This is a genomic window from Paenibacillus sp. FSL M8-0334 (assembly GCF_038000405.1).
Lineage (GTDB): Bacteria > Bacillota > Bacilli > Paenibacillales > Paenibacillaceae > Paenibacillus_AQ > Paenibacillus_AQ campinasensis.
Genome location: NZ_JBBOCH010000002.1, coordinates 305,696 through 327,914 on the forward strand (window position 1 = coordinate 305,696; position 22,219 = coordinate 327,914).

General features: G+C 56.0%; 18 protein-coding genes. 15 read left to right on the plus strand and 3 right to left on the minus strand.

Features of this window, described 5'->3' with window-relative positions; genetic code table 11:
* Window positions 1-27: 27 nt before the first annotated feature.
* The 4 genes from MKX64_RS15575 (at window position 28) to ppnP (ending at window position 8,408) form a co-directional block, all read left to right on the plus strand.
* Window positions 28-2,058 (plus strand): vWA domain-containing protein, encoded by a 2,031-nt coding sequence (locus tag MKX64_RS15575; RefSeq protein ID WP_341036549.1) that lies wholly within the window; start codon window positions 28-30, stop codon window positions 2,056-2,058.
* Complete coding sequence (locus MKX64_RS15580) at window positions 2,042-5,161, plus strand: VWA domain-containing protein (protein WP_341036550.1); 3,120 nt, start codon at window positions 2,042-2,044, stop codon at window positions 5,159-5,161. Before MKX64_RS15575 ends, MKX64_RS15580 begins: the two co-directional genes overlap by 17 nt.
* A 616-nt stretch (window positions 5,162-5,777) precedes the next feature.
* Window positions 5,778-7,799: a transketolase gene (gene tkt, locus MKX64_RS15585; RefSeq protein ID WP_095264860.1), complete on the plus strand. Its 2,022-nt coding sequence runs from the start codon at window positions 5,778-5,780 to the stop codon at window positions 7,797-7,799.
* 291 nt (window positions 7,800-8,090) lie between these two features.
* The gene (gene ppnP / locus MKX64_RS15590; RefSeq protein ID WP_155617863.1) at window positions 8,091-8,408 is read left to right on the plus strand and encodes a pyrimidine/purine nucleoside phosphorylase; all 318 of its coding nucleotides are present in this window, start codon (window positions 8,091-8,093) and stop codon (window positions 8,406-8,408) included.
* Window positions 8,409-8,670: 262 nt separating this feature from the next.
* Here ppnP and MKX64_RS15595 read toward each other — a convergent pair whose 3' ends face one another.
* Entirely contained in the window at window positions 8,671-9,606 is a 936-nt protein-coding gene (locus MKX64_RS15595) for a copper amine oxidase N-terminal domain-containing protein (RefSeq protein ID WP_230875652.1), read from the minus strand.
* Between the two features lie 214 nt (window positions 9,607-9,820).
* Window positions 9,821-10,714, minus strand: a complete 894-nt coding sequence (locus tag MKX64_RS15600) for an NAD(P)-dependent oxidoreductase (protein WP_155617864.1) — start codon at window positions 10,712-10,714, stop codon at window positions 9,821-9,823.
* Window positions 10,715-10,971: 257 nt separating this feature from the next.
* On the opposite strand from MKX64_RS15600, the gene MKX64_RS15605 reads away from it, so the two are divergent.
* The 3 genes from MKX64_RS15605 (at window position 10,972) to MKX64_RS15615 (ending at window position 13,746) form a co-directional block, all read left to right on the plus strand.
* Complete coding sequence (locus MKX64_RS15605; protein ID WP_095264863.1) at window positions 10,972-12,327, plus strand: glucose-6-phosphate isomerase; 1,356 nt, start codon at window positions 10,972-10,974, stop codon at window positions 12,325-12,327.
* A 186-nt stretch (window positions 12,328-12,513) separates the two neighbouring features.
* Window positions 12,514-13,146, plus strand: coding sequence for a YigZ family protein (locus MKX64_RS15610; protein ID WP_095264864.1), 633 nt, complete (start codon window positions 12,514-12,516; stop codon window positions 13,144-13,146).
* A gap of 6 nt (window positions 13,147-13,152) precedes the next feature.
* A complete protein-coding gene (locus MKX64_RS15615; RefSeq protein ID WP_095264865.1) occupies window positions 13,153-13,746 on the plus strand; it encodes a TetR/AcrR family transcriptional regulator in 594 nt (197 codons plus the stop codon).
* A gap of 172 nt (window positions 13,747-13,918) precedes the next feature.
* Here MKX64_RS15615 and MKX64_RS15620 read toward each other — a convergent pair whose 3' ends face one another.
* The gene (locus MKX64_RS15620; protein ID WP_095264866.1) at window positions 13,919-14,320 is read right to left on the minus strand and encodes a secondary thiamine-phosphate synthase enzyme YjbQ; all 402 of its coding nucleotides are present in this window, start codon (window positions 14,318-14,320) and stop codon (window positions 13,919-13,921) included.
* Between the two features lie 191 nt (window positions 14,321-14,511).
* On the opposite strand from MKX64_RS15620, the gene cysT reads away from it, so the two are divergent.
* The 8 genes from cysT to MKX64_RS15660 all read left to right on the plus strand — a co-directional run bounded on the left by cysT (window position 14,512) and on the right by MKX64_RS15660 (window position 22,183).
* Window positions 14,512-15,327 (plus strand): sulfate ABC transporter permease subunit CysT, encoded by an 816-nt coding sequence (cysT, locus tag MKX64_RS15625; protein ID WP_095264867.1) that lies wholly within the window; start codon window positions 14,512-14,514, stop codon window positions 15,325-15,327.
* Window positions 15,324-16,121 (plus strand): sulfate ABC transporter permease subunit, encoded by a 798-nt coding sequence (locus tag MKX64_RS15630; RefSeq protein WP_095264868.1) that lies wholly within the window; start codon window positions 15,324-15,326, stop codon window positions 16,119-16,121. The genes cysT and MKX64_RS15630 overlap by 4 nt, the downstream gene beginning before the upstream one ends.
* Before the next feature lies 1 nt (window position 16,122).
* Window positions 16,123-17,184 (plus strand): sulfate/molybdate ABC transporter ATP-binding protein, encoded by a 1,062-nt coding sequence (locus MKX64_RS15635; RefSeq protein ID WP_095398970.1) that lies wholly within the window; start codon window positions 16,123-16,125, stop codon window positions 17,182-17,184.
* A gap of 38 nt (window positions 17,185-17,222) precedes the next feature.
* The gene (locus MKX64_RS15640; RefSeq protein ID WP_095264870.1) at window positions 17,223-18,284 is read left to right on the plus strand and encodes a sulfate ABC transporter substrate-binding protein; all 1,062 of its coding nucleotides are present in this window, start codon (window positions 17,223-17,225) and stop codon (window positions 18,282-18,284) included.
* Between the two features lie 289 nt (window positions 18,285-18,573).
* A complete protein-coding gene (locus MKX64_RS15645; RefSeq protein ID WP_341036555.1) occupies window positions 18,574-19,881 on the plus strand; it encodes a serpin family protein in 1,308 nt (435 codons plus the stop codon).
* Window positions 19,882-20,017: 136 nt separating this feature from the next.
* The gene (locus tag MKX64_RS15650; RefSeq protein WP_095264871.1) at window positions 20,018-21,049 is read left to right on the plus strand and encodes a TIR domain-containing protein; all 1,032 of its coding nucleotides are present in this window, start codon (window positions 20,018-20,020) and stop codon (window positions 21,047-21,049) included.
* Window positions 21,046-21,279, plus strand: coding sequence for a hypothetical protein (locus tag MKX64_RS15655; RefSeq protein ID WP_095264872.1), 234 nt, complete (start codon window positions 21,046-21,048; stop codon window positions 21,277-21,279). The genes MKX64_RS15650 and MKX64_RS15655 overlap by 4 nt, the downstream gene beginning before the upstream one ends.
* 118 nt (window positions 21,280-21,397) lie before the next feature.
* Window positions 21,398-22,183, plus strand: a complete 786-nt coding sequence (locus MKX64_RS15660; RefSeq protein ID WP_341036557.1) for an MBL fold metallo-hydrolase — start codon at window positions 21,398-21,400, stop codon at window positions 22,181-22,183.
* Window positions 22,184-22,219: the final 36 nt, after the last annotated feature.

A 22,219-nucleotide genomic window follows, 5' to 3' on the forward strand; every position in this document is an offset into this window, starting at 1 on the left:
TGCCGGGTATGGAAGGAGGGGGCATGTTTGGGGATTCAGTCGTGGGTTAGTCTCTGGTTCGGTTTAACGCTGCCGGCCATTGTGCTCATGTATATGTTTAAGCGAAAGTATGTCGACATGGCAGTCCCCAGCCACTTGTTATGGGATCGGGTTCTCCGAAATCTGGAGGCGAACCGGCCGTGGCAGAAGCTGCAGAACCGGCTTCTGCTGTGGTTGCAGCTGCTGGTTGCAGCGCTGCTCGTCTTCGCACTGATGCAGCCATTCTTGCAGGTGTCCGGGGGCGGAAGCGCACATATCGTGATCATTGCGGATACCTCGGGCAGCATGAGCGCGGAGGCCGGACCGACGGATAATTCGGAAGGCGGCGCGCAGGAGCGGACTTCCCGGCTTGATCTGATGAAGGAGCGAATCCGGGAATATGTCCGCGATCACGGGCAGGGCAGCGACATTACCCTGCTGGCTGCAGGGGCGAGCCCGATCACATTGCTGTCGCGGGAAGGTGACAGCGCTTCGCTGCAAAGCGCTTTGGAGCAGCTGCGGCCTTATTACGGGCCAGCCTCCTACAGAGAGACGCTGTCACTGGCTTCAGCGCTGACCCGGGAGGAGTCAGATGCCGAAGTAGTTATTTTTACAGATGGTTACTGGAAACGGGATGAGGTTGAGGTCGCTTATCAGGTGCCGGTCTCGGTGGAGTCGATTGCAGGGGATATGCTGCTGAATGCATCGATTGATCAGTTTGGCGTATCGCCAAGGGATGAAGCGGGGCTTCGGCATGATGCCGTTGCGGTCATCAGCCTGACTGCGCAGGCGGCGGCAGCCATGGAAGTCAGCCTGTATGGGGATGAGCAGCTCCTGGCGAGCAAGGTGGTGGAACTGACACCGGATGCGCGGGCGACGGTTTCCTTTCCGGATCTGCCGCTGGCGGAGATCTACCGGATTGAGCTGGCAGGGGATGACGGCTATGCCGCTGACAATGAAGCGTATGCGTTCAGCCGCGGGCATGGAACTTCGCGCGTGCTGCTGCTGACATCCGGCAATCTGTTTCTGGAGAAGGCGCTGCAGCTCAGCGGAGCCGAGGTGACCCGAATTGCGACAGGCATCGCGGACGAAGCGGGCGCGGATGCGGAGGGCACAGAGGAAACGGGAACGGCTGATAACCGTCAGTCCAGCGAGGCTAGTCCGCCTCCGGTTCCGGATGGAGCCTTTGACGTCATCGTGATGGACGGCAGCGTGCCGGACAGCTTCAAGCAGGGCGAGTGGGCCAAGCTCACAGCCTCCGTCCCGCTGTGGACGATCGGCGGCGAAGGCGCCCGCAGCGAGCAGCCTGGCGGCCGAGCGGCCATCAGCACACATCCGGTCACGTCTTACATTACGCTGAACGATGTGTACTTCGGCGCGGTGACAGATCAGGGACAGGCGCCGGTCTGGGGAGAAGCGATTGCGAGGATCGGAGATACTCCGCTGATCCATGCCGGGAAGGAAGGCGGCCGTCCGCGTCTGGCTTTTCATTTTCTGCTCCAGGACAGCGATCTGCCATTGTCGCCGGAATTTCCGGTGCTGGTCAGCAATGCGCTTGAATGGATGACAGCAGGCAAAGGCACTGGGCTTGGACGCTACATCGCAGGTGCCCAGGCGGATATTCCGATTGCGGCGGATACGGTGAAGGCCGGGTGGGCTGCCAAGGGCGGACTCGCGCTTGCCGAAGCTCCTGCCTATACGGAAGCGGCTGAGACAGCGCAAGGAGTTTCACCGGTGCAGACGGTGCCGGACATACCGGGACTGTACGCTTTTGAACAGGAGAATCGGGCCGGGGAGAAGATCAGCTACTGGCTGTCGGTTGCGCCGGATCCGTTCGAAGGGGACTGGAGCGAACGCCGGGAGCCGAATATTGTTCAGACCACGGCAGGCAGCGGTCCAGAGCAAGCCGGAGAAGGGACAGATCGGTCAGAACAGAACGCGTCATCGGCGGCAGCTTCGTTAATGCCTTGGCTTGCGGCACTTGCGCTGGCCGTTATCGCTGCAGAATGGGGGGTGTACCAGCGTGGGCGTTCAGTTTAGTCAGCCGTGGTTCTTGCTGCTGCTGATTCCGGCAGCGTTGTTTCTGTATTATGCATTCCGGTCTGATTTCAGGCTAAGCGGTTTTCGCAAAAAGCTGGCCCTGACGCTGCGCGCCCTGGTCATTCTGCTGCTGATTCTGATGTTATCCGGTCTGCACGGTTACACCGTGCTCCGTGACAAGCAGGTCGTGTTTCTGGCGGACCGCTCGGACAGCATGGGCGATGCCGATCGGATCAGCACCTGGATCAGCGAGGCGGTACAGACCAAAGGAGAGCGGGATCAGACGGCGATTGTATCGGTCGGTCTTGAAGGCGCTGTGGAGCGTCTTCTGACTGATCATGAGCGTCCGGGAGCCGGGATGAATGCCCGGCTGGAATCGAGGTTCACCGGGCTCGAATCCGGGCTTCAGCTGGCAGGCAGCCTGTTCGAAGGCAGCTCGGATTCACGGATCGTGCTGATTTCCGACGGGGAGGAGAATGTCGGCAGCATGGCTGCTGCGGGCAGGCTGCTGAAGGATCGCGGCATCGCCGTCGATGTGCTTCCGGCTCCCGGGCAGCAAATCCGCGATGTTGCGGTAGAGGAGCTGCGCGTACCGGACCGGCTGTATCAGGCTGAGGCCTTTTACGCTGAAGTGCTGGTGCAAAGCACCTTCAAAACCTCAGGCGAGCTGCGAATTTATGAGGACAACCGGGAGATTGCCCGTCAGACGGTAGAGGTGTCGCCGGGCGAGAACCGCTTTGCGGTCCAGGGCCTGGCGAAAACGCCAGGGCTGCATCGCTATCGCGCAGAGGTGTTCATGAGCGGCGACGAATCGTCGGCGAATAATGCGGCGTATGATTTTACCCGTGTCGAGGGTTCGCCGAAGGTGCTGATTGTCGAAGGCAAGCCGGACACCTCCTCCAACATTACAGCAGCGCTTGAGTCGGCGCTGATCGGTACGGAAGTGATTCCACCGGAGATGCTGTCGCTTGAGGCGGCGAAGTATGCAGCGTATGACAGCATTATTTTCAACAATGTGTCTGCCACGAAGGTAAGCGGTCCTGCGATGGACATGATTGAGCAGGCGGTGCGCAGCTTCGGTGTCGGCTTTATGATGGTCGGCGGAGAGAACAGCTACGGGATGGGGGGGTATTTCAAAACCCCGATCGAAAAAGCGCTGCCGGTATCGATGGAGCTTGAAGGGAAGCGGGAAGTGCCATCTCTGGGGCTTATACTCGTCATCGACCGCTCCGGCAGCATGGACGGCAACAAGATCGAGCTGGCTAAGGAATCGGCTATGCGGACGGTGGAGCTGCTAAGATCCAAGGATACGGTCGGCGTGGTGGCGTTTGACGATCAGCCCTGGTGGGTTGTGATGCCGCAAACGCTGGATAACAAGGAAGAGGTCATCAGCAGCATTCAGTCGATCCCGAGCGGCGGGGGAACGGATATATACCCGGCTGTAGCGTCGGCGCTGGATGAAATGCTCAAGCTGAATACGCAGCGTAAGCATATTATTCTGATGACGGATGGCCAGTCTGCCTTCAATTCCAATTATCAGGGGCTGGCGGACACGATGGTTGAGGAGAATATTACGATGTCCACCGTCGCGGTCGGAATGGATGCGGATTTGAATCTGCTGCAGTTTTTGGCGGAAGCGGCGAACGGACGTTATTACTTCGTGGAAGATGAGACGACGCTGCCGGCGGTATTCAGCCAAGAGACGGTGATGATGGCGCAGTCCTACATTGTAGACCGGCCGTTCGTGCCTGCTGTGCAGCAGGCCGGAGACTGGATGGGCTTGTTCGAGCGCGGCGTTCCGGGACTGCTTGGCTATATTGCAACGACGCCGAAGCCGTCGGCGCAAAATGTGCTGGTTAGTCCCGAGCCGGATCCGGTGCTGGCAAGATGGCAGTACGGCTCCGGCCGGACGGTAGCCTGGACGAGTGACTTGAGCGGGAAATGGTCGAGCGAGTGGGTGAACTGGTCCGGCTTCGCGGATACGCTGACGGAGATCGTGAAATGGACGTTCCCGCAATTCGTGTCATCGCCTTATGAGATCACGACGGCGGTAGCGGGCAATGAGGTAACGCTGCAGGTGAACACGACAGGCGATCAGCCGCCCGAGAAGCTGAGTGCGATTATCGGCGACGACGAGGCGGGCGAGCAGGTCGTGGAGCTGATTCAGGAAGCGCCCGGACGGTATACCGGACAGGTTCGCGTCTCCAAGCCGGGCGCGTTTCTGATGTCGCTCCAGGATCACAGCGACGAAGAAGCGGTTCAGGCTGCGCCGGGGACAGGGTTTGTCGTTCCGTATTCGCCGGAGTACAAAATTTCCTCCGGCGGGGGCGAAGAGGCGCTGACCCGGTTGGCTGAATTGACGGGGGGACGCGTCCTGTCCTGGGATGAACCGGCAGCGGTGTTCGACCGGGAGGCGTCCACGCGGACGCAGCTCCATGACTGGAGCTATGCGCTGCTGGCGGCGGCCCTGCTGCTGTGGGTCGCCGACATCGCGGTGCGGCGCCTGGCCCTGCCATGGGGCGCCATCGCCGCCGGTGCGGCCGCCCTGCTGCGCAGGCGGCCGGCCCAGGCCGCGGAGGCCGGGCAGCGCCCCGGCCTCGAGCGGCTCGCGGCGCGCAAAGCCCGCGCCGCGAGCTTCTACGGCGGCGGCGCAGGCAGGGACTCCGCCCAGCCGCCGCCGTCCTCCCCGCCCGCGGGGCCGCGTGAGCGCGGCGCGGGCGCCGGGAATGCCGGGGAGCGCACCGCGCCCCCGGCACCCGGGGCTGCACCGGCGGGGGCCGCAAGGCCCCGCCGGAGGCAGCGCCGCAGCGGCGGGCGGATGCCCCGCTGCGGGAGCCGGCCCGGGCGAAGCCGGCCGGCCGGGATGGCGCGCGCGATGCGAGCGCGCCGCCACCGCCGCCCCCTCCCGCCTCCGGCGGCGGGGGCGAAGAGCGCCGGCCCGGTGCCCCAGGGCCGGCGACAGAGGAGCGCGCGTCCTCAATGGACCGCCTCCTCAAGGCGAAGAAGCGCGGCTCTCGGTAAGATACCGCCGCGCCTGAGGCACCACATCCCGCTGCTAAGTGCAGGGCGGGACGGGGTCGGCCCCCGGCTGCGCCCCGGATGATGTCCGGCTTGCCATGGCCTGGCGGCTATGGGCAGCCAAGATACATCCGCGTTCCGGGGGCGTTAGCTCCAGCGCGGCTAAGCGGGAAGGATGCAGGCGACGCGCCTTAGTCCCTCCGCCGCAAGCAGCCGCTTGAAGCTAAATCATGCAACGGTCGCTCAGGAATGACCTCCTGAACGGCCGTTTTTTTTTGTTATCTGACCGCCGCCTGGCGGTTGCCGGGAGAGGCATCTGCCCATCGCTGCGGCTGAACTCCGGTTCAGCCGGTTATAACCCGTTTAATAAGGGAAATAATGCATGGAAGGCCTGCCCTTGCGAAACAATTCATAATTCGGATGTGGAAATGAACCGGCACAGATGTTACAATAAGAATATCAAAATGATATTTTCAACATTCCCATTTCCTAAGTTGTGATGAACAGCCGGCGATGGGAGGAGAAGTCTTCATTTTTCGCAGCTTTTATTCAAGGCAGGATTTTGCAAGGATCGGATGAGTGGCTTACCATGAGCAATCTATGGATAGAATCGGTTATGTTCGTCTGTAATTGTGTCCCGGAAGCGGCTCGGATCGAGGTTTGCAATGTCCGAAAAGCAAAAGATTTGAGGAGGACGAATCATGACAACCGAAAACAACCAAACCATCGACAACCTGTCCATTGCGACGGTTCGGACGCTGGCGATCGACGCAATCGAGAAGGCAAAATCCGGTCATCCGGGCATGCCGATGGGTTCCGCACCAATGGGCTATCAATTGTTTGCCAAAACGATGGTCCACAACCCCGACGAGCCAGCATGGATTAACCGCGACCGCTTTGTGCTGTCTGCAGGTCACGGCTCCATGCTGCTGTACAGCCTGCTTCACCTGAGCGGATACGATCTGTCGCTGGAGGATCTGAAGCAGTTCCGTCAATGGGGCAGCAAGACGCCGGGCCACCCGGAGTTCGGGCACACAGCCGGCGTTGACGCTACCACCGGCCCGCTTGGACAAGGGGTTGCGATGGCGGTTGGTATGGCTATGGCCGAAGCGCATCTGGCAGCAACATATAATAAAGATGATTTCAAGGTCATCGACCACTACACGTATGCGATCTGCGGCGACGGTGACCTGATGGAGGGCGTATCCGCCGAGGCAGCTTCCCTGGCTGGACATCTGAAGCTTGGCAAACTGATCATGCTGTACGATTCCAACGATATTTCCCTGGACGGCGAGCTTAATCTGGCGTTCTCGGAGAATGTCGCGAAGCGCTTTGAAGCTTACGGCTGGCAAGTTCTGCGCGTTGAGGACGGCAATGACCTTCCGGCTATCGAGAAGGCCATCCAGGAAGCGCAAGCCGACGCGTCCCGTCCGACATTGATCGAAGTGAAGACGGTCATCGGATACGGCAGCCCGAACAAGCAGGGTAAGGGCGGTCACGGCGGTACTCACGGTTCCCCGCTGGGAGCAGAGGAAGCAAAGCTGACCAAGGAATTCTACAAATGGGTATACGAAGAGGATTTCTATGTACCTGAGGAAGTGCGCGAGCATTTCGGCAAAGTGAAGGATCGCGGTATCGCTGCTTACCAGGCATGGGTAGATCAATTCAAGAAATATAAAGAAGCGTATCCGGAGCTGGCAGCGCAATTCGAGCGCGGCGAATCCGGTGACCTGGCTGAGGGCTGGGACAAGGATCTTCCGAAATACAGCCCGGAGGACAGTGCAATGTCCACGCGTGTTGCTTCCGGTAAGGCGCTGAATGGGCTGACGGCAGGAGTGCCTCAATTGCTGGGCGGCTCCGCAGACCTGGAAAGCTCCACCATGACCCATCTGAACGGTCTTGCGAACTTTACGGCGGATAGCTATGAAGGGCGTAACATTTATTACGGCGTGCGCGAATTCGCGATGGCTGGCGCAATGAACGGGATTGCCCTCCATGGCGGCCTGAAAATTTTCGGAGGCACATTCTTCGTCTTTACGGATTATCTGCGTCCGGCGATCCGTCTGGCTGCACTGATGAAGCTTCCGGTTACGTATGTGCTCACGCATGACAGCATCGCTGTTGGTGAAGACGGCCCTACCCATGAGCCGATCGAGCAGCTTGCTTCACTGCGCATCATCCCGCAGCTGACGGTCATTCGTCCTGCCGATGCCAATGAGACTTCCGCAGCATGGGCGTATGCGATGGAGAACAAGGATCGTCCGGTGGCGCTTGTTCTGACTCGTCAGAACCTGCCAATTCTCGCCGGAACGGCCGAGAACGCACGCGAAGGCATCAAACGCGGTGCCTACGTTGTATCTGATGCAGCATCCGGCAAAGCCCAGGCGCAAATTATTGCGACAGGCTCCGAGGTTCAGCTTGCGGTTAAAGCGCAGGCGAAGCTTGCCGAAGAAGGCATCCAGGTTCGCGTCATCAGCATGCCAAGCTGGGATCTGTTCGATCAACAGGATCAAGCATACAAGGATTCCGTCTTGCTGCCTGATGTAAAAGCACGTCTTGCGGTTGAAATGGCACATCCATTCGGCTGGGAGCGTTACGTTGGCGAGAAGGGCGATATTCTTGGCATCAGCACCTTCGGTGCTTCCGCACCTGGCGATCGTGTCATCGCCGAGTACGGATTTACGGTTGAGAATGTGGTCAGCCGTGTAAAAGCGCTGCTGTAATGCTGTAAATTGTAGATGGCGCTATAGCCATCACAGCTTCATATGGAATGCTTCGGCACCCGCCTTAAGCGGGTGCCGTCCATATATTCGGAAGGGGTTTCGCCCCGATGTCAGGCCCCTGTTCGAACGAACAGCAGCTTAGGAGCCGCATCAGCGCAACAGGCGGAAGATAAACTGCCGTTCGCAATGGCCCATGTGGCTGCTTATCTCAGCTAACAGACCGGTGGGGCGAAGGCTTTGCCATGCCATTGTTCATGTATACAACAACTTGAATAAGGAGAGGGTTTGTTCATGTCACAGTTCAACAATGCCACAATTGTAAAGGCCGCGAATATTTATTATGAGGGAAACGTAACCAGCCGCACGGTGCTGCTGGAGGACGGTGAGAAGGTAACGCTTGGCATTATGCTGCCGGGAAGCTATGAGTTTGGCACCGACGGTCCGGAAATTATGGAGATCCTGTCCGGCGATCTGTCCGTTCTGCTGCCTGGGGAGCAGGAGTGGAGACAGATTCAGGGCAGCGCGACATTCCACGTGCCTGGCGATTCAAGCTTTAAGCTGGAAATCCGTACAGTTACAGATTATTGCTGCTCTTATCCCAAGGCGTAAAGGGTATCCGCCTGTTCTTAGATCAACTGCATGGCAGAGGGAGCAAGATGAAGAGATGAAGACCCCAGTTCCCGGCGCGAAGGGGAATTGGGGTCTTTCTATCCAAGCTGCTATTTAACCCATCGAGGGCCTCCATTCCTGCTCACCCCGCGTGACGCTCTACGCCAGACGGCAGGAAGGCAGCAGGCCCTTACTTAATCCCCGCTGTTGATGTCAATGTCTGATATCAACGCAGGGCTTGAAATTTATCGCTATAATGAGGTTATTCCTCCGGGATATCGACGATTACACCTTTGTAGTCCGGTGAGCTTGTATCCAGTTCCACGGAGCCTTGGGCCCATTCCTTGGTACGGTCCAGCAGCGTGTAGTAGGTCTCGCCAACCGGATAACGGAATTGGAACTTGGCTACGGTCCAGTTCTTCACATCCGGCAATTCGCCGATCTCGGCTTTAACAGCAGGCAGGAAGAACGGGTTGCGATTCTCCGGAGCTTCGGCAGCATAATCGAGCTTGCCCTGCCACTTAAGCAGCTTGACTCCGCCCCGGATTTCAAAGTAACTTACAATATCATTGTCGACGATGAAGAAACGGTCGGATGCTCCTTGAGGAAAATAAAAGTCAACGCCTTGCATCTCCATCGGGGTTAGCTCCAGTTCCGGCAGCTTCAATTGTGAAGCATACGGCAGATGGACTGCCGCATTCCTTGCGGTGGACAGATCGGAGCTCAGAAGATCTGCGATCACGAGCGGGTCCGCTTTAATGATAAAAGCTGTTTTCTGAGCGTTGTTCCAAACGATATGGGACCCGAATGCTTCTGCTACAGCGCGGAGCGGAACCATCACTTTACCTTTATGGATCAGCGGAGCGGCAGATTCGTCTAACGTCTGCCCGTCCACGGTTATGGCGGTGCTTCCGACGGTCAGTTCGATCGTTCTGCCATCGCCTTGGACAACCGCCTGCTTCTTCTTATTGTCGTAGCTAATCTTGTAGTTGCCCATCGGCTTCAGATCGGTGAGCGTCACATACGTTGTTCCATTCCGGATCAGTACCTCTCCGGCGGCGGGAACACTGTTAATAATAGCTGTTGGTGCTGCGGCTGCCGGGGCAGCGGATACTGCAGGGCCTCCGGATACAGGCAACAGGAAGAGCGTTGTTAGCGCGGCTGTACTGGCCATTGTCTTGAGAAGATTTCGATGCATAGTAATTCATTCCTCCTTTACCATCATAAGACGTCTGTACATGGACAATAGTTGCAGTCCTTAATAACAAAAATGGAAATGAGATCCTTTAAGAAAACAAAACCACACTCCTCCCCGCTCTTATAGTTTGGAGGCGGCGTGGAATGTGGTCTTAAGGGTCTGGATGAACATATTGTATAAGCGCTGGTGGACGAGCAAGGAGCCGTGTATTACATTATAGCTTCTGCCCGATGGTTTGGCCGATCCAGGCCTCGTAGCATTTCACTACAGCGGACAGATCCTCGTCTCCGTAGCCCTCACTGGCACCGGCTTGGAACAGGCTTTTCGCCAGGCTCAGCATCGGGGAAGGCATGCCCATCCCGTCGGTGAGGGAGGAGGCGAGCTTCAGATCCTTCAGCATCAGCGCCAGGGAGAACTGGTTGCTGAAGTCGCCATCGATGATTTTGCGGCCTTTCAGGTCAGCTGCCTTGCTGCCTGCGGATCCGAGCTGCACCAGCTCCAGAAAGCGGTCGGCCGGTATGCCGGATTTGGCAGCGATGGAGAAGCCCTCGGCAAGCGCCAGATTGTTGATGCCGACAATGGTGTTATGCGCCAGCTTCGCTACAGCGCCGCTGCCGTTCTCGCCCATCGGGATAACTTTTTTGCCAAGGGTGTCGAAGACGTCAGAGTGAGCCTCGATAACCTGGGGATCGCCGCCAACCATGAACACGAGCGTTCCATCAATCGCTGCCGGCTTGCTGCCCGTAACCGGGGCATCCAGGAAGGAAGCGCCGAGCCCAGTGACCGCCGAGGCGATTTCTTTAACCAGGCTTGGCGAGATGGTGCTGCAGTCGATGACCGTCATGCCGCTCTTTAAGGAGGCGATCACGCCTTCTTCGCCGTAAAATACTTCGCGAATCGAATCGTCATTGCTCACCATCGTAATTACAATGTCCTGTCCAAGCGCTGCTTCACGCGGCGTAGGAGCGGTCTTCGCTCCCTGCTCGGCCAGCGGCAGGCACTTCTCGGAAGTCCGGTTATAGACCGTGACGTCATACCCTTCTCTGAGCAGATTGGAGGCCATAGGCGCACCCATTGTACCAAGTCCGATAAAGCCGATTTTTTTCATCGATATCACCTTCGTTTGTGGATTCCAAATCTCTTCTATATTAGCACGTCATTTCAAGCAGAACCACAATAAAGCTAAGTTATCCTACCGGAAGAGATGGTAATCCGGGGTTACGAGATGTAATGAAGAGAGCCCAGTCTCCGTATGAGGGGCGCCCGTGAGTGTTACTTGCGAAGGGGGAGCGAATTCAAGTATCCTAGTTAGCAGATATCGAATTAAAGCGAAATGTAGAAATAAATAATAGGAGGATGGAACGAATGTCCAAGAAAGTAAAATTTGATTATAGCAAGGCGCTTTCCTTTGTTCACCAGCATGAGATTGATTATTTTGCCCAGCCGATTCAGACGGCGCACGAGCAGCTTCATCAAGGAACAGGCGCAGGCTCCGATTATCTCGGCTGGATTAACCTGCCGACCGAATATGACAAGGAAGAGTTCGCCCGCATCCAGAAGGCGGCTGCCAAAATCCAGAGCGACTCCGATGTGCTGATTGTGATCGGGATCGGCGGCTCCTATCTCGGGGCGCGCGCGGCGATTGAGATGCTGTCGCATTCCTTCTATAACGAGCTGTCGAAGGAGAAGCGCAAGACACCGGAAATTTATTTTGCCGGAAACAACATCAGTTCTACATATGTCAGCCACCTGCTTGACCTGATTGAAGGCAAGGATTTCTCCATCAATGTCATTTCCAAATCGGGCACGACAACCGAGCCGGCAATCGCCTTCCGGATTTTCCGTGCCGCGCTGGAGAAGAAATACGGCAAGGAAGAGGCGCGCAAGCGGATCTATGCCACGACAGACCGCGAGAAGGGCGCGCTCAAGAAGCTGGCGACGGAGGAAGGCTACGAGTCCTTCATTATTCCAGACGACGTAGGCGGGCGCTATTCCGTGCTTACGGCTGTCGGCCTGCTCCCGATCGCTACGGCAGGCATTAACATCGACGAGATGATGCAGGGCGCGGCGGATGCTGCCAAGGAATACAGCAACCCGAATGTGGCCGAGAACGAAGCTTACCAATATGCAGCGGTTCGCAACGCGCTGTACCGCAAAGGCAAGGCGATTGAAATTCTGGTCAACTATGAGCCTTCCCTGCACTTTGTATCGGAGTGGTGGAAGCAGCTGTACGGTGAGAGCGAAGGTAAGGATTTCAAGGGCATCTACCCGGCTTCGGTCGATTTCTCCACCGATCTGCACTCCATGGGCCAATTCATCCAGGAAGGCAGCCGGAACATTTTTGAGACGGTCATTCAAGTGGATCAGGTGACGGAGCAGATTGCGATTGAAGCCGATCCGGATGATCTCGACGGCTTGAACTTTTTGGAAGGGAAAACGCTCGATTTCGTGAATAAGAAGGCATTTCAAGGCACGATGCTGGCGCACACGGATGGACAAGTGCCGAATTTGATTGTGACAATTCCAGATTTCACTCCCTATTCTTTCGGATATCTGGTATACTTTTTCGAAAAGGCATGCGGTATCAGCGGCTACTTGTTGGGTGTGAACCCGTTTGACCAACCGGGCGTAGAGGCTTACAAGAAAAATATGTTTGCCCTGCTCGGCAAACCAGGGTACGAGAAGGAAAAAGCTGAGCTAGAAGCAAGACTTTCCGAGTAAACCCGAACACATCATCAACAGAAGCATAACGCTGAAGGAAGCAGTTCGCCGGCATAACAGGTGCCCGGGGACTGCTTTCTTGCAAATGAATGGTTTTTGAGCACACCCGTCAGTCGGCCTGTCCTCGCTATGGAGGGCAGGCGCACATTGCGGGGGACTCGGTCGTAAAGGGGTGGTTATCGGTTCATGCTGGAACGTTATAAGACGGTGCGCGCAGCGGGCGTGAAAGAGATTGTCATTCGAAAATCGCGCTTCATCGGGCATATCATGCCGGTGGAGACCGAAGAGGACGCTGTGGCATTTATTGAAGACATCAAGAAGAAGCACTGGAACGCAACCCATAACTGTTCCGCTTTCATGATCGGGGAACGGGACGAGATCCAGAAGCAATCGGATGACGGGGAACCGAGCGGAACGGCGGGCAAGCCGATTCTCGAGGTGATCCGCAACCAGGAGCTGAAGAATGTCGCCATCGTGGTTACACGCTATTTTGGAGGCATTATGCTGGGGGCTGGCGGCCTGATTCGGGCATACACCGACGGCGCCGTGGCAGCGATCGAGGCCGGCGAACCGATCACAAGGGTGCTTCACCGCGAGATTTTTGTAGAGCTGGATTATACGTGGCTGGGCAAGGTAGAGAACGCGCTGCGGGGCCGGGGCATTCGGATGGGTGAGACTGTATTTGCTGACAAGGTAACACTCACCTGCTTGCCGCTTGACGGCGAGGCGGAGAACTTCAAGGCCTGGATGGTGGATTTAACACAGGGGCAGTCCTCGATCACGGAGGGAGAGCGGCTTTATTTTATTGAAGGGGAATAAAATAATATGGCAAGAAGAGCAGTTGAGCGAGAATTGTCGAGGGAGCGAATATTGGAAGCGGCCAGGCATTTGTTCATAACCAAGGGTTACAGGGCGATTTCGATGCGAAGCATCGGGCAGCACCTTGGTTATAGCCACGGGTCGTTGTACTATCATTTTAAAGAAAAGGCGGAGCTATTCTACGCCATCGTTATGAAGGACTTCAACGATCTGAATGATCTGCTGTTGGAAGTGTCGGCGAGGCCTCTCTGCGAAGGGATGTCGAAGCTGGAGCAGCTGATGCTGGAATTCATTCGTTTCGGCCTGGACAATCCGTACCAGTACGAGATTATGTTCATGATCCGGGACGAAGAGCTGCTGGCTTACTGCCGCGCTGAGCAGGGACGATGTTTTGATATGTTTGCCATTCTGGTCCGTCAATATTTGCTTGATGATCAATATAGTGAAGAAGAGCGGAGAACCGTTCCGCGGACGTTGTTTTTGTCGCTGCATGGATTCATATCCTACTATATTCAAGACCGAATAGGGTTTGATGAGATAAAACCCGCCGCTCTCGCCCACATCAAGGTGCTGTGCCGCAGCCTGTACAGCAAGGTCTGATCCCTCGTCGCACCTGATTTGTTGCACCCGCATACTTCAACGGATTGCAACGCTCTAGCGTTGAAATACGAAACACCCAAACCTGTATAAAAGCCAGGCGCATGCCCCCTAGCATGCGCCTGGCTTTTTGGCATTGGTTATGAATGATAACACGGAACAAGGGCTTGTCCAGCTAGCCCCGCATAATTTTAACCATGTATTCGCGCTGTCTCGGCCCGTCGAATTCGCAGAAGTAAATGCCTTGCCAGCGTCCGAGAAGAAGCTTGCCGTTATGGATAATGACGGTTTGCGAAGGGCCGCACGTCATCGACTTCAGATGGGAAGCGGTGTTGCCCTCCATATGACGGTACTTGGGATGCTCCCAAGGGTATACTTCGTCCAGTCTCATCAGCACATCGCTTTTTACATCCGGATCGGCGTTTTCATTGATCGCAATGCCTGCCGTCGTATGTGGACAGTAGATCAGCACCGTCCCCTCAGCCACGCCGCTATCCTCGACGAAGGAGGCGATTTCCCTCGTAATATCCTTCATTTCATCACGCTTTTGTGTAGACAGATGCCCGGTATACAGCATAGGATATAACCTCCATATCTTTTTTTGTTTTCTATATTTTACCCTACATCTGCAAAAAGATGGATTGACGATCGGAATACCCTTTTGATAAAGTAGGTTTAAGAAAAACCAAGTATCCAAATAGGAAATGTGAATGATCATGGGTAAAGCAGTCGACCGGAATATCGATCCGGAGGCAGGAGGGACTTTAAATGACATCTCTGATTCGTCATAAGGGCTGGACATGGGGATTTCGAAGCACAGTTTTGCTGTATTTTCTTGCATTGATCGTGCTTCCTATATTCGGGGTATACGTACAGTCGCTGTCGGCCGGATGGGAAGCGCTGATCGAAAGCGTCGCTGATCCTATCGCATGGAAGGCGGTTCTGCTCACAGTGAAGCTGGGCCTGATCTCCACGTTCATCAACGTGCTCATCGGAACGATGATCGCCTGGGTGCTGATCAGATACAAATTTCCGGGTAGGACGTTGTTAAACAGTTTGGTAGATTTGCCCTTTGCGCTTCCGACGGCGGTTGGAGGCCTGATGATTTTGCTTCTGCTCGGTCCGGGAAGCTGGATCGGCGAAGCTGCGGAGCGTCTCGGCTTCCAGATTGTGTTTCATCAGCCGGCCATCGTCATTGCGATGATCTTTGTTACGTTTCCGTTTGTCATTCGGGCAGTCCAGCCGCTGCTGGAAGAGCTTGACCCCTTGGAGGAAGAGGCCGCCTACACGATGGGGGCATCCCGAAGAAGAACCTTCTTCAAGGTCGTTCTGCCGTCGATGCTTCCGGGCATCATCAGCGGCGGCATGCTCGCCTTCTCCAGGGCGCTGGCCGAATTCGGAGCGGTGGTGCTCGTCGCGGGCAATATTCCCGGACGAACGCTCATTGCGTCTGTTTTTATTTTCGGCGAGGTGGAAAGTGACAACCCTGTCGGAGCCGCAGCGGTATCCGTTATGCTCCTGACGCTCTCCTTTGCGATTCTGTGGGTGATCAATCTGGTGCAGCAGAGGGGGAGACGGGCATGAGGAGACTGTGGATTGGCCTGACGTATGCGGTGTTCACGATCTTGTTGATCATTCCGCTATCCCGTATAGCGGTCGGTGCGTTCGAACATGGGCTGGACGGTTTTGCGACAGCGCTGCTTCGTCCCGAGGCGCTGCACGCGCTGATGATGACGGGCCTGATTGTTATCGTTGTTACGTTTCTTAACGGGCTGTTTGGCATCATGATGGCTTTATATCTGGTCAGAGCAACCTGGCTCAGCCGCAAGCTCAAGGGCGTCCTTAACAGCATCGTGGATCTTCCGTACGCGGTATCGCCCGTCATCGGAGGCCTGATGATCGTGCTGCTCTTGGGGCCGGACAGCATTATCGGCGGTTTCTTTGAAGGCATCGGCTTCAAGGTTGTCTATGCATTTCCGGGCATGGTCATCGCTACGTTGTTTGTTACGTTTCCGCTGATGGTTCGTGAGGTGATGCCGGTGCTGCAGGAGATCGGCGAGGATCAGGAGCAGGCGGCGGCAACGCTGGGGGCTTACGGCTGGACAACATTTGCGAAGGTGACCTGGCCGTCCATCCGCTGGGCGGTCGTATACGGGATCGTGCTGACGGTCGCCCGCTCGCTTGGCGAATTCGGGGCCGTGCTGGTCGTATCCGGCAATATTATGAACCACACGCAGACAGCGACGACGCTTGTGTATCAGGATGTCGAGAATTTTAATGTCGCGGCGGCCAATGGGGTCGCCCTGGTACTTGCAGCCTTCTCCGTCGGCCTTCTGCTGGTGATGGAATGGGCCAAAAAAAGAAAGGGAGTGCACTGATATGCATGTGGAAGTTCGTGATCTTAACAAACACTTTGGTTCCTTTCACGCCGTGAAGAATGTCAGCTTCGAGATTGAAAAAGGCCACCTGATCGGCCTTCTAGGCCCGAGCGGCGGCGGCAAGACTTCCATTCTCCGCATGCTGGCGGGTCTGGAAACACCGGATTCCGGTGAAATCCGGTTTCACGGCAAGGTCGTCAATGACATTCCTCCGCAGGAGCGGGGCATCGGCTTTGTATTTCAGAGCTATGCGCTGTTCAAGCATATGACGGTGTTTGATAATATTGCTTTCGGCCTCAAGGTCAAGAAAGCGCCGAAGGCCAAAATCAAGGATCGGGTAATGGAACTGGTGGAGCTGACCGGACTTTCCGGCTTTGAACACCGCTATCCGCATCAGCTGTCCGGCGGACAGCGACAGCGGGTCGCTTTTGCCCGGGCCCTCGCTCCTGAACCTCAGCTGCTGCTGCTGGATGAGCCATTTGCAGCCATCGATGCGAAGATCCGGCAGGAGCTGCGCTCCTGGCTGAGAGAGCTGATCGAGCGGGTTGGCATCACCTCGATATTCGTGACGCATGACCAGGATGAGGCGATTGAAGTCGCGGATGAAATTATGATTATTAGTCAAGGACAGGTGGAGCAGAAAGGAACCCCTTGGGACATTTACAAGGAGCCGAGAACGCCGTTCGTCGCTTCGTTTATTGGCGAATCCACCGTGGTTGACAAGGCTTCCGAACTGAAAGGATTTGAATCAGCCGCGAAGCATGACGTGCGCGCACTGATCCGCCCTGAATATATCGAGATCGGCAGCGAGACGGACTTTCCGGTGTTGTCGGCAACGGAGACGGGCATCGTCCGCCACCTGCACTTCCGGGGCAGCGAATGGCTGGTGGAAGTGGAGGTTAAAGGGAACAAGCTGATCACCTACCGCTCGCTGGAGAAGGAAACGCTGCATCCGGGGCAGGAGGTTCGGGTGCTGGTGCACCGGGCCTATCTGTTCAATGATGAGAACAGCTGGATCGAGGAGAATGGCTTAAAGGTTGACCCGATGCCGATCATGATCTGAGAAGGCGCAAGAGGGAGAGGAAGAGGGAGAGGGTGTTCATGCATAATTTAATTTGGAGGCGGGTAGCCTTGCTGTCGGCAGGCATGGCGCTGCTCTTCACGATCCTGCTGACGGGATGCGCCGATCAAGAAACTTCTTCGGCCGAAGTGGTGTCAAGGCCCGGAGAGCGAACGCTTGTCATCGGGGCATACAGCGTTGTGAAGGATGCCATGGCTGAGATCATTCCGAATTTCCAGCAACAATGGAAGGAAGAGACCGGAGAGACGATCAGCTTCCAGGAATCCTATGAAGCCTCCGGGACACAAGCGCGGGCCATCGTCGGCGGATTTGAGGCAGATGTATCGCTGCTTGCGCTGGAGGGGGATGTGGATAAACTGGTCAGATCGGGGCTGGTCCGGGAGGATTGGAATCAGCAGCCTTATGGCGGGATGATTACCCGGTCGATCGTCGTCCTTGGAACGAGGGATGGCAATCCGAAAGGCATTCAGGATTTTGAGGATTTGACCCGTTCGGATGTGAAGGTGCTGTATCCGAATCCGAAAACATCCGGAGGCGCCCAGTGGGATATTAATGCCATCTATGGCGCCGGTCTGAAACGTTCGGAGGAGAAAAACGGCGTGAAGGATCCGGCAGCGGCCAAGGCGTTCCTTGAAGCCGTCCATCGCAATGTGGAGTCGCTCGACAAGAGCGGCAGGGCCTCGATGGCCGCCTTCGAATACGGTGTCGGCGATGTGATCGTCACGTATGAGAATGAGCTGCTGGCACGCATCGCCCAGGGCGTCGCTTATGATATCGTAATTCCGGATGATACCATTCTGATTGAGAATCCGGCCGTGGTGGTGGATCGCTATGCGAGCGAGCGCGGAACGACGGATGTGGCCGAGGCGTTTATTGCGTATTTACGTTCTCCCGAGGCCCAGGACATTTTTGTGAAATACGGATTCCGGCCGGTGGAAGAGTCCGTAGCAGAACGGACGAAGGGGATGTTCACCGAGCCTCCGGGCCTGTTTGACATCGAATATCTCGGCGGTTGGGATCATGTGCGGGAAACACTGTATTCCAAGCGGGGCATCTGGTATCAGGTGCTGGCCGGCATTTAAGATGAATTGAATGACTAGCGGTAGCATGAAAGGCTTTGTCTCGTCGAAGGACGGGGCAAAGCCTTTTGTTATATAAGCCTGTAGCCTGTGTGCTGGTTCGGCAGCACGTCCCCAATCCAAGACCGAGTTGAAAGCCCTGAAAGCCCTCCCTCTCGCCGTTCAAGATAAAGGGCATGCTGGGGGAGAACTGCTGCATCTCCGCATGCCGCAACATCCTGGCGCAATACTTCGTCTAATAACGAGGAAAGAAGCGGGTTGATAAGGTGACCTACACGAAGGAGGTTCGAATATGGGGAGAAGCGGATGGGCGATGCTTGGCCTGGCGGTGCTGCTGGCATTGACGGCCTGTGGCGGTCCTGGACAAGGGGAGAATGGCGGGGTGCTGCATTTGGACAAGGAGCAGAGCAAGCGTCATGATTCAGTCAATACGTCCAGGGAGGTGCCGGAGCTTACGGAAGATGAGCGGAAACGCCTGCTGTATGCTGTGAACAGGGAGATGATCGAGGCTCAAAACCGGCTGGGGCTATCGATCCATCAGCAGTTGGTGGAGTCATCGGCGGAGCCGAATGTGATGCTGTCTCCCTACAGCATCACGGCTGCGCTGGCGCTGGCGTATAACGGCAGCGCCGGGATGACGCAGGAGGAGATGGCGGGGGTGCTGGGCTGGTCGGGCATGGATCTGGATGAGATTAATGAGAACAACCGGCACCTCAAACTTCTGCTTGAGCAGGGCGGCGGGGTGCTGCTGAATGTAGCCAACTCGGTATGGCATCATCAGGGAGTGATGCTCCAGCAGCCGTATATAAGTGCGGTCCGTGACAGCTACGGAGCCGAGGTTCGGAAAACGGACTTGACGAGTTCACAAGCGGTGGAGGAGATCAACAGCTGGGTCGAGGAGAAGACCCGTGGCAAGATCAGCGAGATCCTTGATGAGCCTCCGAATGCAGCTGCGATGCTGATCAATGCGGTCTATTTCAACGGCAATTGGAAGCAGGCATTTGACCCGTCCTTGACGGTCAAGGATTCGTTCAAGCTGCCGGATGGCAAGCTGTCTGAGGTTCAGATGATGCAGCAGGAGGAGCGCTTTGCTTACAAGGAAAGCGAGGATTGGCAGGCTGTTCGGCTTCCGTACGGAGACGGGCGAATGGAGATGCTCATTCTGCTGCCGTCAGAACAATCCTCGCTTGATATTATGCATACCGCGCTGTGGGAGAACGAGCTGGAATGGAGGGAGGGCTTTGGCATGGAGAAGGTGGATCTGGCCTTGCCCAAGTTCAAGCTGGAGGCTTCAGCCGAGCTGTCAGCTGCGCTGGAGCAGCTCGGCATGAGGGCAGCTTTTCAAGACCAGGCGGCGGATTTCAGCCGGATGGCGGATAACGGGGCTGACTTTTTTATTGGCCGGGTTCAACACAAGGTGTACATTGACGTCCATGAGGCGGGCACGGAAGCAGCGGCGGTGACGGGTATCGAGATGCAGACAAGCGCAGCGCCGCCGTCCGAGCCGGTTATCATGCATGTCGATCGCCCGTTTTTCTTCGCCATCGAAGATCGGGATACAGGCGCATGGTTATTTATGGGGTCTGTCAATCAACCTTAGCATATACTATATCAGACAGCAGCTGGTGGTGAATTGCTGGCAGATGGAATGATTCCTGAAATACAGCCAAAAATAGGAAACTTTGTTATAATGGTCGATAAGACGAAATTGTATAACAAAGGGGAATATGGTGCCTATGTCCATACCAAAGCCGAATTTATTCATAGGTTCTTCCAGAGAGGCCATTAAGTATGCTAGGGCCATACATGAACAGATTAAGCGGGCCGCGCAGGTGACACCGTGGTACGGCGGAACGTTCGGGCCGAACATGTATACGATGGAAGCTTTGGAGAAGCAGCTGGCGTCCAGTGATTTTGGCGTGTTCGTATTTTCCCCGGATGACATTGCGCTGATTCGGGGCAAGCATGTGTTTATCACCCGCGACAACACCTTGTTTGAGATGGGGCTGTTCTGGGGAAGGCTTGGCAGAAGAAGGGTGTACTGCATGATTCCCGACCAGGTTGAGCCGGAAAAAGACTTGATACACGATGCGACAGTGGAGGAATACCATCTTCTATCCGATCTGCAGGGCATCACGCTGCTGGAATACGAGCTTCGGAGCGACGGGGATTATAAATCAGCGGTGGATGTGGCCTGTGGACATATTATGAACGCCATTGCCGAGGAAGGATTTTACCACGATCCGGTGGACATCATTGAGCAGAAGGAAGCCGAGCTCCGGCGGAAGCAAAGCGTGCTCCATTTCTTCTGGGAGTTTAACCGCAACGTACAGGTCACGGATGAGACGGAGAAGTTTCATGCGCTCAGCGAAGCGGTGCGCAATTCCCTGCTCCCTCCTGCCCGCGGCGATTACCGGGTAACCGGGGCCGCATTCTGGGGACGAAGAGGGGATGAAGGCATTGCGCATATCGGGGGTAATGTAGGAAGAGGGAGATTTTTCCCGTTTGATGGTGACGAAGCACGCTCGCCGAGCAATCAGTCGATTTATGTGCTGGACGTGTATCATAGTGGAAAATGGGCATTTTATCATGAGGAGGAAGTTGCGCAGGTGTATGTGTTCTGCTATCCTTTAGGTGTGAATCATGTGCTGTCGGTCCATTTTACAGGACATGAAATGCTTGACGATGAAGACCTCGCAGAGGTTGTGGAGCAGAATCGGGAGTTGCTTCGCACCATCAGGTATCTAGTTGGAGGGGATTCGCAATGAGCGGAAAAGAGAAAAAGAAATCGACAGAAGGCAACCAAGGATCCGCCAACGGCAGCTGGGTGGTTAGAGGTCCGATTCCTATGACAAGCTCGCTGAAGTCGAAGAAGCGCACAGGAAGACGGCAGAACAAGAACGGTGTATTTGTAGGCCCTTCGGTTGAAGGCGTCGACAAAAAATACGTCAAGGTGATCAGCGGAGCTGTAGATGACAAGAAGCCATCATTCGCATAAATCATAGTGTAACGATAGCAGGCCGTTCGGCATACATTCCGGGCGGCTTTATTGTGTTATCCGGATATGCTGTACGGTGCCCGGATTTCCAGGACATTGACAGGGAGGCATAATCACAATGAGTGCAGATCAATTGACGTTTTTGGGAACGGGAGATGCAATGGGGGTGCCGAGGGTCTATTGTGACTGCGCAGTCTGTGCAGAGGCGCGCGATACAGGGATGAACCGGAGGCTCCGTTCCTCGGTGATGATCGAGAGTGGAGCGGATTTTTTCCTTGTGGATTGCGGTCCGGATTGGCGCGTCATGATGGAGCATATCGGTCAGCGAACAGTCAGACACATTCTAGTTACCCACCCGCATTTCGATCATATCGGAGGATTGCCGGAATGGGCGGATGCGTGCCGCTGGCTCGGCGAGAAGGGTAATCTGTACGCTCCGCAGGAGGTGCTGAGCAAGATTGTGGAGCAGTATCCTTGGCTGCCGGGCAACCTGGAGATGACGGCTGTGGATCATGGAGTACAACTGTGCGGCTGGCACATCATCTGCTGGAGAGTCAACCATGGCAAGAACGGCTACTCCTATGCCTACCGGCTGGAGAAGAACGAATTCGTCTGGGCCTACAATTCGGATTCCATCGATTTGAACGCGGAGGAGAAGGCGCACTTGAGGGGGCTGGACCTATTGGTGCTGGGGACGAGCTTTGTTCATGAGAAGGCGGCATTTGCAACGCGGTCGGTCTATGATATGCGCGAAGCGGCTGACCTGCTGGCCGAACTGAAGCCGCGACAGACGATTTATACCCATATGTCCCATGATGTGGACGTGCGGCGGGACCTGCCTTTGCCGGAGGGTGTCCGATTGGCATGTACGGGAATGAAAGTGCGACTGGCTCAGGAGTCATAGAACAAGATAGACGGAAGTGCACGGTAGGTTAGCCCA